Annotated in this window: 11 protein-coding genes; 9 read left to right on the forward strand and 2 right to left on the reverse strand. The window is 45.2% G+C overall.

The window, feature by feature from the left end; all coding sequences use genetic code 11:
- Positions 1-92: 92 nt before the first annotated feature.
- From nikA to J2T14_RS05620, 7 genes are all read left to right on the forward strand, one after another.
- A complete protein-coding gene (gene nikA, locus J2T14_RS05590; protein ID WP_307468724.1) occupies positions 93-1,622 on the forward strand; it encodes a nickel ABC transporter substrate-binding protein in 1,530 nt (509 codons plus the stop codon).
- Positions 1,623-2,576 (forward strand): nickel ABC transporter permease, encoded by a 954-nt coding sequence (nikB, locus tag J2T14_RS05595; protein WP_307468725.1) that lies wholly within the window; start codon positions 1,623-1,625, stop codon positions 2,574-2,576.
- Positions 2,577-2,617: 41 nt separating this feature from the next.
- Entirely contained in the window at positions 2,618-3,415 is a 798-nt protein-coding gene (gene nikC / locus J2T14_RS05600) for a nickel transporter permease (protein WP_373458123.1), read from the forward strand.
- A complete protein-coding gene (locus J2T14_RS05605; protein ID WP_307468728.1) occupies positions 3,412-4,209 on the forward strand; it encodes an ABC transporter ATP-binding protein in 798 nt (265 codons plus the stop codon). Before nikC ends, J2T14_RS05605 begins: the two co-directional genes overlap by 4 nt.
- Positions 4,206-4,973, forward strand: coding sequence for an ABC transporter ATP-binding protein (locus tag J2T14_RS05610; RefSeq protein WP_307468730.1), 768 nt, complete (start codon positions 4,206-4,208; stop codon positions 4,971-4,973). Before J2T14_RS05605 ends, J2T14_RS05610 begins: the two co-directional genes overlap by 4 nt.
- Before the next feature lie 21 nt (positions 4,974-4,994).
- The gene (locus J2T14_RS05615; RefSeq protein WP_307468733.1) at positions 4,995-6,299 is read left to right on the forward strand and encodes an MATE family efflux transporter; all 1,305 of its coding nucleotides are present in this window, start codon (positions 4,995-4,997) and stop codon (positions 6,297-6,299) included.
- Between the two features lie 143 nt (positions 6,300-6,442).
- Complete coding sequence (locus tag J2T14_RS05620; RefSeq protein ID WP_307468736.1) at positions 6,443-7,834, forward strand: ABC transporter substrate-binding protein; 1,392 nt, start codon at positions 6,443-6,445, stop codon at positions 7,832-7,834.
- Between the two features lie 63 nt (positions 7,835-7,897).
- Here J2T14_RS05620 and J2T14_RS05625 read toward each other — a convergent pair whose 3' ends face one another.
- Both J2T14_RS05625 and J2T14_RS05630 read right to left on the reverse strand, forming a co-directional pair.
- Complete coding sequence (locus tag J2T14_RS05625) at positions 7,898-8,680, reverse strand: helix-turn-helix transcriptional regulator (protein ID WP_307468740.1); 783 nt, start codon at positions 8,678-8,680, stop codon at positions 7,898-7,900.
- An 85-nt stretch (positions 8,681-8,765) separates the two neighbouring features.
- The gene (locus J2T14_RS05630; protein ID WP_307468743.1) at positions 8,766-9,626 is read right to left on the reverse strand and encodes a LysR family transcriptional regulator; all 861 of its coding nucleotides are present in this window, start codon (positions 9,624-9,626) and stop codon (positions 8,766-8,768) included.
- A gap of 182 nt (positions 9,627-9,808) precedes the next feature.
- On the opposite strand from J2T14_RS05630, the gene J2T14_RS05635 reads away from it, so the two are divergent.
- Together J2T14_RS05635 and J2T14_RS05640 are read left to right on the forward strand one after the other, a co-directional pair.
- Positions 9,809-10,471 carry a type 1 glutamine amidotransferase domain-containing protein gene (locus J2T14_RS05635; RefSeq protein ID WP_307468745.1) on the forward strand — a complete coding sequence of 221 codons (663 nt, stop codon included), beginning with the start codon at positions 9,809-9,811 and terminating at the stop codon, positions 10,469-10,471.
- Between the two features lie 604 nt (positions 10,472-11,075).
- Entirely contained in the window at positions 11,076-11,768 is a 693-nt protein-coding gene (locus tag J2T14_RS05640) for an MBL fold metallo-hydrolase (protein WP_307468747.1), read from the forward strand.
- Positions 11,769-11,772: the final 4 nt, after the last annotated feature.

Below are 11,772 nucleotides of genomic sequence, written 5' to 3' on the forward strand. Positions count from 1 at the left end.
ATCGTAATTATAACTATTTACGATCTCGAACAGATGTGCTAATCTTAATCGTAATGTCTACGAAGTACATACGAATAAGTGGAGGTAAAAAGATGTTTAAGGGATACAAGTTGTTATTCGTTTTTATTTTATCCGTTTTTATTTTGTCGGCCTGTTCTTCCGAGCCTGCTGAACAACAAGCTGAAGGAAGTAAAAAGGTAAACCTGCTCTTTAATTTTGCGACCAGCTCGCTTGATCCTAATGTGAATACAAGTTATGTCTCGCTTCGTGCAGGAATAACGGAAACTTTGGTGCATCTCAATGATACGGACTTGACTATCGAGCCTTGGCTTGCAGAAAGCTGGGAAAGTCAAGATGGCCAATTATGGACAATCGAGCTAAGAAAAGGCGTAACCTTTCAGAACGGCAAACCTATGGACGGAGCAGCTGTCAAAGCCTCTCTCGAGCGGGCAATGAAAGACAGCCTTGCGATAAAGAATGCCTTGCGCATTGAATCGATAGAAGCCGATGCCAATACGTTGAAGATTAGAACGGCCGTACCGTTTCCCGAATTCCCATCTGAATTGGTTCATCCCAACACTTCGATTATTGACGTAACGGAAGCGGACTTTGACAATAAACCGGTAGGAACGGGACCGTTTGCGGTATCTTCTTTTACCCCGGGGACGGCTGTGGATCTTGTGCGATACGACGGTTACTGGAATGGAGCCGCAAGATTGGAAGCAGCGAGATTCTCGTTTAACGAAGACGCCAATGCCCGTTCTCTTGCCCTCCAATCGGGAACCGCCGATATTGTCTTCCGTCCCGAAGTAGAAACGCTCGCTAACTTAGAAACTTTGCCAGGTGTGAAAGTGGAGTCCACGTCTACGTTCCGAGTGCATCAGATGACGATGAATCTGGAACGGAAATCGCTGCAAGACATCCATGTGCGCAAAGCCGTTGATGCATTAATCGATCGGCAATCCATTGCGGATACCATTTTAAGAGGCCATGCCGAAGTTGCGGCGGGACCTTTCCCGTCCACCTTTTCGTTCGCGCCGGACTATCCTGAGAAAAAGACGGGAATGGAAGCTGCGAGAGCCTATCTTCAAGAAGCCGGGTATTCGGAAGTGGATGGAATTATGCAAAAAAACGGCGAACCGTTAACATTTAAACTTCTAACTTACAGTGCGCGTGCAGACTTGCCCTTGATTGCACAAGTGTTTCAGTCGGATGCAGGCCAGTTGGGAATAGATGTTCAAATCCAGCAGATCGAACTTCCTGAAGAGTACATGGCAGCCAATCGGGACTGGGACCTGACCACGTACAGCAATTTAACTGCGCCCCGCGGGGATGCGGGTTACTATTTGAATGCAACGTATCATCCAAACGGCGCTTTGAATTTCAGCGGGGCGGATGATGCTCATTTAACAGCGCTTATCGATAAGTTAAACGCAACCGTTGGGCAAGAAAAGCGTTCGGCAATCGCTGAACAAATTGCTCTGTATGTAGATGAACAAGTATATAATTCTTTTATTCTGCATCCGAACACGCTCGTTGCATATAAGTCCGATAAAGTTCTGAACTGGGTGACATCCCGAAGCGAATATTACATGTTAACGAATGAATTGGATGTGAAGTAAATGCTTCGGATTCTAGGCCGGCGATTCATCGAGGTTGCGATCTTTCTTCTGGTCATTACGTTTATAAGCTTTCTGTTTGCGCGTCTCGCTCCGGGCGATCCGGTTCTGTCCATGCTTAGAGTCGAAGATGTATCGGTTACAAATGAACAAGTGGAAGCCCTTCGGGAACAATTAGGATTTAATGATCCTTTGCTCGTGCAGTACGGTCGCTGGTTGGCTGACTTTGCTAGATTGGATTTTGGCAACTCCTATATAACGAATCAGCCTGTGATGGAAATGATTCTAAGCGGACTGCCGGCAACGCTCGAGCTGTCTTTCGGTGCGCTTATTGTCATGCTTAGCGTGGCTATTCCCCTTGGCTCGCTCGCAGCTCTGTATCGGGGAAGCTGGATTGACCAGATAAGCCGGGGAGTATCGTTGCTTGGCGCCGCCATCCCGAGTTTTTGGCTGGCCCTTATTTTCATTGATTTATTTGCGGTACGGTGGGGCATTCTCCCCCCGATGGGTCGGGACGGCATTATTTCTGCCGTCCTTCCATCCATTACATTAGGACTTGCCATTACAAGCGTTTATGTTCGCTTATTGCGTTCAAGCCTGCTCGACTCTCTCAGCAATGAATTTATACGGGCTGCACGGTCCCGGGGTTTATCGGAAATGCGTATTTTTTTTGCCCATGCGTTTCGTTATAGTCTGCCGCCTGTCATTACCGTGTTCGGTATCAGCTTGGGCAGCTTGATCGGCGGAGTCGTCGTCATTGAAGTCATATTCGCCTATCCCGGTATCGGTAAAATGGTGGTTGACTCGATACGATCGCGGGATTACGCAGTCATTCAAGGATACATTTTTGTCATGGCGATTATCGTATTTTTCGTGAACAGCGCTGTTGATTTATGTTATCGATATTTAAACCCGGAACTGCGGATTAAGGAAAGGAAGGACAGCTCATGGAGGTAGCGGTTGCAAGAAAACGCAAGAATAGTTCAAAGCGCTGGAAAATGGCCCTATTGTTTTCTATGGCGGCTTTGTTATTTGCTGGGATCGTATACACATTCCTTGTGCTGAATCATGACCCGTCATTCGTCAAGCTTACCGAACGATTGTTGCCAATAAGCCCGGAACACCCGCTTGGAACAGATCATCTGGGGCGAGACGTATTAACGCGTTTGCTGCTGGGCTCGCAGCTGACCGTTGGTTATGGTTTAGCGGCACTGTTCATTGCCGTTATCATTGGCGTGCCGTTCGGTTTGTTGGCCGGCTTCAAAGGCGGTTTTGCGGATCGGATTTTCATGCGTATAGCAGACGTTTTTTTGTCATTTCCGGATACCCTGGTGGCGATCGTGTTGAGTGGCTTGCTAGGTGCCGGCATTGAGAATCTGCTTCTGGCCATCGTCCTGGTGAAATGGGTTAGTTATTCCCGGCTTGTTCGAAGTACGGTATTAACCGAACGGCAAAAAGACTATGTCATGATTGCTAAAATTAATGGTCTCCGTTCAAGCAGGATTATGATCAAACATATATTTCCGCATGTGATTGGAAACGTGCTTGTGCTTGCCAGCCTCGATTTGGGGAAGATCATTCTGCTCATATCCGCTCTTTCCTATATTGGACTCGGCGCTCAGCCGCCGGCACCCGAGTGGGGTGCAATGCTCAATGACGCTCGTCCGCATTTTCAATCCCATCCGCAGCTCATGATTTATCCGGGACTCGCGATTGTGTTTATCGTTCTGATGTCCAACTTGCTCGGTGACTACTTTCGAGATAAATTCGACGTGAAAAAGGAGGTTGGAAATTGAACGTTTTAACCGTTAACCATCTGTCCGTGACGGGTAAACAACATACGATCGTTAATGATATTTCGTTCCAAATTCAAGCGGGGGAATGGTTTGCGCTTGTTGGGCAAAGCGGCAGCGGAAAGAGCATGACCGCATCGGCAATCGGACAATTATTACCCCCGAACCTTCAAGCGACAGGCGAAATAAATTATGCAGGCAGCGATTTATTAGCTCTTCGCCCTTCGGAAATGCGTGAAATTCGCGGTAAACGTCTTTCTTGTATTTTTCAAGATTACCAAGGTTCGTTTACGCCGTTTCTTACCATCGGGCGTCATTTTGAGGAATATCAACAGCGGCATTTGGATTTATCCAAAACAGCAAGAAAACAGCAAGCCAAGCAAGCGCTTGTTTCCGTGGGTCTATCTGAAGAAATGTATACGAGATACCCGGTTCAGTTAAGCGGCGGTCAGCTGCAGCGGGTATCCATTGCGATTGCTCTGCTCCTTAAGCCGGATTTATTGATAGCGGACGAGCCGACTACGGCGCTCGACAGCGTCACTTCTTTTAAGGTTTTGGAACTATTGTCCCGGCTGCAAGGGGAAACAGGCTGTGCGATTTTGTTTATTACTCATGATTTGCGTCACGTAAGGAAATACGCGGATCGCATTGCCGTAATGAAAGACGGAGTCATTATTGAAACGGGTAACAAAGATCAGATCCTGAATCATCCGAAACATGCTTATACAGAGCTGCTGATCCAATCATCCCCCTCACTCCGAACGATGCGTTTATCGGCTGAAGGAGCGTTACGATGAGTTTATTGGAAGTGAATCATGTTTATAAGAAATACGATAATGGAGCGGCTGTGCTCCAGGATGTAAGTTTTGCAATAGAGAAGGGGCAGTGTGTAGGCCTTGTAGGCGAAAGCGGCTGCGGCAAAAGCACGCTTGCGCGCTGCCTGCTGCGTATTGAGCCCATTGACGAGGGAACTATTTTGTTCGAGGGGATACCTCTGCATAATAAAAACGAACGAAGTTTAAAACCCTATCGAAAGCATATCCAAACCGTTCTCCAAAATCCATCCGCAGCGTTGAATCCGAAGCTTAAGATAAAAGATTCCCTGATGGATCCCTATCTGCAATTCGGCAGCCAGGCTGCGATGAAATATTTTCAGTATACGAATAACAAAGACTTTGTTGCACAACTGTTGGACGCCGTAGAGCTTCCGGCCAGTCTAGCCGAACGTTATCCTCATGAACTGAGCGGCGGGCAGAAGCAGAGGGTAACGATTGCTCGCGCTATTAGCATTGAACCTGATGTTATTATTTTGGATGAACCGACTTCGAGTCTTGACGTTCTATCTCAGGCTGCCGTTCTGCGTTTACTGGATGATTTGCGGGTGCAGTTAGGCTCTTCCTATCTATTCATTTCACACGACCTCTCAGCCGTATATACAATGAGCGAAACAATTATGGTTATGCGCGATGGGGTTATCGTGGACAGGTTCGAGAAGGATGGGTTATTTTCTAAGGAGCGTCATCCGTATACTCGGGAGCTTGTAGCCATGTTTGATTATTAATCATCGTAGGGAGAGGTATCTTTGAATCACAGAACGTATCTTGCGCTAGCTATTCCTCTCATCATCTCGACCTTAACGACCCCCTTGCTAGGTGCCGTAGATACGGCGGTTGTCGGTCATCTGCCTAACCCTGCTTATATTGGCGGAGTAGCCGTGGGGAACATTATTTTTAATACGATATATTGGTTATTTGGGTTTTTACGAGTCAGTACTTCGGGTTTTACCGCCCAGGCGCTTGGTGCTAATAATGAAAAACAAGGGATTTTAGCTCTTACAAGGCCGATTATCATTGCTGCTGCTGTAGGAATAAGCTTCATTCTCCTTCAGGGGCCTATTGAGCATTTGTTTTTAACTTTGATGAGTCCGGAAGCCGAAGTTCGTAAGGTCGCGTCCGATTATTTCGGCATTCGCATATGGGGAGCCCCGTTTACTTTGTTGAATTACGTGATCCTTGGATGGTTAATGGGAATGTCCAAAATAAAAGTGTCTTTGATCATACAAATAGTTATGAACCTGATGAATATCGTTCTTGCCTTGTTGTTCGTGAGCGTGTTTGATTGGGGGGTACCCGGTGTAGCGACGGCAACACTTATATCGGAAGTAACGGCCTTTGTCATAGGAATGATCTTTATATGGAAGGTTTCTCCTTTTGAATTTAGGCTGCCTCCTTTAAGAGAGATCGTTGACTCCGCTTCATTTGGAAAAATGATGTCCGTAAACCGGGATCTATTTATCAGAACCCTTTGTTTATTAGCCGTATTTAATCTCTTTACGGCGCAGGGGGCTTCTTTTGGCACGGAAATCTTAGCCGCAAATGCCGTTCTCATTCAAATTCATTACATGATGGCTTACTTCTTTGATGGATTTGCCAATGCTTCAAGTCTACTGGTTGGCAAAGCGGTAGGATCGGGGGATGAGCGGCTCTATAAGAAGACTCTTCTGGTATCGTGCCAATGGGCTGTCCTTTCTTCCATTTTTATCGCCGGCACTTATTATCTGTTCAGTGAACATATCATTCAATTATTTACGGGTATCCCGCATGTCGTCCAATTGGCTGAAACCTACGGAATGTGGATTGTTCTGTTTCCGCTTTCGGCAAGCTTCGGCGTTATTCTCTATGGCGTATTTACCGGGGCAACCGAAGCTTCGTCCATTCGAAACTCGATGATTTTAGCATTGATGGTTTATCTGATTGCTCATTTCACCTTGGTGCCTAACTTTCATAATCACGGCTTATGGTTGGCTTTCATTGTATTTAGTATAGGGCGGTCGGCGTTTTTAGCCATTTTCATTCCCAAATTAAATCGGAAGCTGTTCTCTAAATGATCGAACGTCACGAGAACGGAATATATCTTTAAAAATTACAAATAGTATTTAATTCCTCTATAGTTCGATATCAAGCGTTGTTATATCATATTTTTGAAAGCGCTGCATTTTTTGGTGTAGCCACTAACAAAGGGGGGAATTATATGTGGAAGCGCAAAACGATGCTGCTGTTCTGTAGTCTGATTTTAGTGTTTATGGCGGCATGCAGCGGCGGTTCAGGCGATGGGAAAAATCCGAATGAGTCCGGCAATAATGCCGAAAGCACGAATGCACCGTCGAATTCAACGGAAAACGGAAAGAACGAATCGACCGGAGAAGAAGAAATAAGCGGTACCCCGGAAATGGATTTCGATATGGGCGGGCGGACGATCAAATGGGCATCTTGGTATGATGAGTCGATTAAGGAAGACAATCCGGACAGCATCAAAATGAAAGAAAATCTTGACGCCTTAATGAAGAAGCATAATTTCAAAATCGAATACGTTGTTGTCGATTACGGAGAGTATCAGGAGAAGGTAACGGCTTCGCTGTTAGCGGGAGCGCCGATCGGCGATATTATCCGAGTAGCTAGACCATGGATGATTCCGGGACTCGTCAAACAGGGCATGTTCACGCCTGTCGATGAATACACGAAAAACGAGAAAGTGTTTATTCAGCAATACACGAACGAGTACTCTCTGTTCGAAGGCAGAGGCTACGGATTCAGGGCAGGCATTAACGGCGCTTCGCAAGGCGTTTTCTATAACCGCACGTTGATGAATCAATTGGGCTTGAAGCCATTGCAGGAATATGTGGACGAAGAAAACTGGAATTGGGACACTTTCATTCAGGTTGCGAAAGAAGCGAACAAAGATACGAATAACGACGGCAAGCTCGATTCGTGGGGACTCGCTACCGCTTCGATTCTTAACCAAGCCTTGGTTTCGAATGAAACGAATCTGGTCATCGACGATAAGCAAAATCTCGAGGATCCGAAAACGTCGGAAGTATTTAATTTCTTGTCAAGACTTGCTACCGAGGCCGTCGCGAGACCTACTGAAGGCGGTGACTGGACCGAGCCAGGTCAATTTTTCCGTCAAGGGAACACGTTAATGGTAGCAAGCGCCGATTATGAAATGGAAAATTTCAAAAAGGATATGCCGGATATTGACATCGGTTTCCTGCCATTCCCTAAAGGGCCAAGCTCTACGCAATATCATTCCTTTAATTCGATTCCGAACTACTTGACGATTCCTAGCGCAGTCGAAAATCCTGAGCAGTTGGTATACATCTACGAGAAGATCAACGATATCGAATCGATCTACGACTATCCGAAGCAATCTAGGTTTGAGACGTTATTCAGCAACGAGGCCGATCTTAATAATGCAAAGATGGCCGGTGAAAGCATAAGAGTTGTCGATGGCAAAGACGGGTATCCTAACATGCCTTATTACGAATTTATCGGAGAATTACTGGAAGGCATTTCGGTATCGACCGTTGTCGAGAAATATAAAGAGCCGTTCCAGGCATCAATCGACGAAATCTGGATAAAGTAACAACTGCTTTCTATTTGATCGGCAGTCCCCTCTAATATACTCCTATTAGGGGGGACTGTTTTATTAAAGCTTCTTAGCAACTGACGGAGGATATCCTTTCATTTCCTTGAACACTTTGCTGAAATAGGATATATCGTGAAATCCGCAACGTTCGGCGGCTTCCGTCACTGTGAAGTCGCCAAGCGACAGCAATGCTTCGGCGTTGTTGATGCGAACGCGGTGCAAATATTTCTTGTAGCTCGAACCGGTGTTTTCTTTAAATAATTTACCTATATAAACGGGATGTAGGTTTAACTTTTCCGCCAAATCGTTAATCGTGATATCTTCCGAATAATGATCTGCAATGAAAGCGGTTAGTTTTCGGATCCGCGGATCGATTCCGATCGTCGATTGCCGATTAAAGTTGCTGAGCAGACGGTGGAGAATAAGTTCGAACAATGCTCGCGCCTGAATCATGTAGAACGGCTGCTTGCTCATCCAAACCTGGTTGAATTCGCGAATGTAGCCGAGTATCTCTTTGGTGATCGCTTTCTTCGTTACGACTCCGAACGGAAGATGGACATGATTATGCGGTTCAGCCCAGAAAAAATTGAATGGATACGCTCTCATAGGACAATCCCCGAACGTATGGGCTTCCCGGACGCTGCCTCCCGGGACGTATACAAGATCGCCTGCCTCGACGGTGAATTTCTCTCCGTTAATGTAATAGTTGGCCCTGCCATCAACGACAAACGTGAGATCATGAAATCCAATTGTTGCCTTATCAATCCTCCAGCCTGGATAACATCTGCGGTCAACAAACAGAAAGATGTTGGGTACAAGATGAGGATGATACTCAAGCTCCACTATGCTTCGCCTCCTTTAACCATATTCTAATTTCATCTTTAACGTTTACAACCAGTCAAATGATAGGTCTTTGCTTTGAATATCGTTAATATCGAATGACGGTGATCATCTCTAACAGCTCCGGTACATGTTTGTGCTTGCTTTTGTAGGCGATATACAGTTGGTTATGGACAATCAGGTTATCAAAGACAATTTGAATGCTTGCCTTCGAGTGTTTAAGCATGTAAGTGGGAATGATGCTAATTCCTGTACCCATCTCGACGGCTCTCATAATGGCATGCAAATTGGGAATGACATTCACCGGCTTGATGAGAGGGCGTCTTTTAAAATGCTCTCTCCAGAGCCGTCTAATAATGGGAAGCTCCAGACCGTAAGAAATCCATTTCTGCGATGACAACCATTCTTCCTTTTCTTTAAGACTGTCCAGCTCCGGAACAACGTGCTGCTCGGGAGCGATGATGGCGAAAGCTTCTTCGAAGAACGGTTCATACTCGATTCCAGGCACTACGTATTTTTTGGAGGTAACGATCAAATCAGCTTGATCTTCCTTCAACAGTTCGATCAATTGGTCCGCTGTCCCAAAATAGGTCACGATGGATAGAGCGGTATGCATGAGCTTGGGAAGGATGAGCTCGTGGAAAAATTCAAGCGGCAATCCGATCCGGATCACTTTCGAATTCGGCAGCGATGCGGATTTGAGGCCGGCCGTCGTCTCTTCCAAAGACTCCATTAAAGGAGCGAGCCGGGAGTAGAGCTCCTTGCCTCGTTCAGTGACGACGAGCCTTCTGGAGACGCGCGCAAATAAGGGTTCTCCTACTTCAGCCTCCAAGGCAGCCAAATGCTGACTCATCGCCGGCTGCGTCATCATTCTCGTTTTTGCCGCTTCGGAGACGGAATGATGCCTGTATATGGCAATAAAGCTCCGATACCATTCAAAATCGACCATTAGTTCACCTATCTCTCGCGATTAGTGTAATTTTCTTAAACATACCGGTTGTGGATATATCATTCTTTATATTATAAAAATATTTATAATATAACGCAATTTATATAATTAGTTTTATTATACCCAAGCAAGTATAATGACCTTGTAACAACTACTACACCTGATTAGAGGAGCGAGGATACATGAAAAATATATTGATCGTCGTAACATCTGCCAGCCAAATTCATGAAGAGAAGCAAACAGGGCTATGGCTGTCGGAATTCGCAGAGCCCTACATCGAGTTTACGAAAGCTGGATACAATATTACGGTAGCCAGTCCCTTGGGCGGCCAAACCCCGATCGATCCAAGCAGTTTAAGCGATGACCTGCATCAAGAGATTCGGGACACACTGATACATTTGAAAAATACGGTGCTATTAAATGAAGTAAATGCGGCGGATTACGATGCGATTTTCTTGCCGGGCGGCCATGGAACGATGTTCGACTTGCCGGATAACGCGAAGCTTCAGACGTTGCTTCGTTCGATTTATGAGGCCAATAAAATCGTTGCCGCCGTATGCCACGGACCGGCAGGCTTGGTGAACGCGAAATTGTCGAACGGCAGGTACTTAGTAGAAGGAAAGCGCATAACGGCATTTACCGATTCCGAAGAGCATGCGGCCAATATGGCTACCTATATGCCTTTCTTTCTGGAGAAAAAGCTGCGTGAAGCGGGTTCTGTTTTTATCGCAGCACCCGACTGGACGGCTCACGTTGAAGTGGACGGGAACCTGATTACGGGCCAAAATCCTCAATCCACTCTTCAGGTAGCGAGAAAAGTCATCTCTAATTTGGCTGATCAATAAAACCGGCTTGGATTTCCTAGGGTATAAAATAACATGTTAAGTAGTCATATTTATCGAGGCTGTCCTTGTACCTAGGGGGCTGCTTTTTTGATATGGAGACATATTCACGGAGATGGAGGCAATTTATCTACATAAGTCGACATTTTCGGACACGGCTTTCAATGGGAATAGCACATAAGGCGGGTTGTATTGCAGCCGCGATGATATATTTTGCCTATTTGTATCCAATATACGCCAAAAGATGGTTGCTGATAGTCCGCGAATGTTATATAATTTAAAAAAAATAGTTCAATTACTAATCGATGTTAAGGCACGTTAGTATTTACTGTTTTACAAAAAATTAACTTAGTAGTGTGTATAAATACACATGAACGGGGGGAAATATACCTATTTTTATTGGATAATATAGGGAATTAGATCTAATCTATTAAAATATGATGTAATCGTACTTTAGTCATTATGAATTCGAGGGAAATTCCAGTAAAGTTAATATGATCCAATATGTAGATGTTCTAAATGGACGTCTTTTTTTTTTTGAGTGCAGAGCGTATTTGGACTGATTTTGAGACTTGATGCATATGAAAACAGAGACCCCGGAGGGAAAATGAGAAAACCAGTTCAAATGGTGCAGTCGCGTTCAACTTACAATGTATACCAGTTGGAGATGACGCATCAAGAGGGCACCAATTTTTGTTATGTCATTATCGATAAAGAGTCCCGTAAGTCGGCCGTTATAGATCCGGCTTGGAACTTGGACTTAATTACCCGACTGTTGCAAACAGAAAGGGGGGAACTCGTATCCATTTTATTAACCCATTCTCATTACGACCATGTAAACTTAGCGTCTCCACTCGTCATGATGTATGGCTGCCAAGTCTATATTTCTGCCACTGAAAAAGAGTATTACCAATTCCAAAGTCCTCATTTAAACATGGTGGAGGATTTAGAAACGCTTATTGTTGGAAACACCGGTATTTCTTGCTTTTCAACACCTGGCCATACCATTGGAAGCATGTGTTTCCTGCTGGATGGCTGTCTATTTTCCGGAGATACGCTATTTATTGAAGGCTGCGGCATATGTACAACAACGGGCGGAAGTCCAGAAGACATGTTTGACAGCCTCCAGAGGATCAAGTTAGTCGTTCCGCCTGAAACTTGCGTTTATCCCGGACATTCCTATGGGAAGGAACCCGGCTATCCTTTGAAGTATTTGTACCAAAATAATATTTACATGCTGATTGAAAATAAAAGACAGTTTATTGATTTTCGAATGAGACCGGGACAAAAGTACTGGTGAAAAT

The organism is Paenibacillus harenae (assembly GCF_030812415.1).
GTDB lineage: Bacteria > Bacillota > Bacilli > Paenibacillales > Paenibacillaceae > Pristimantibacillus > Pristimantibacillus harenae_A.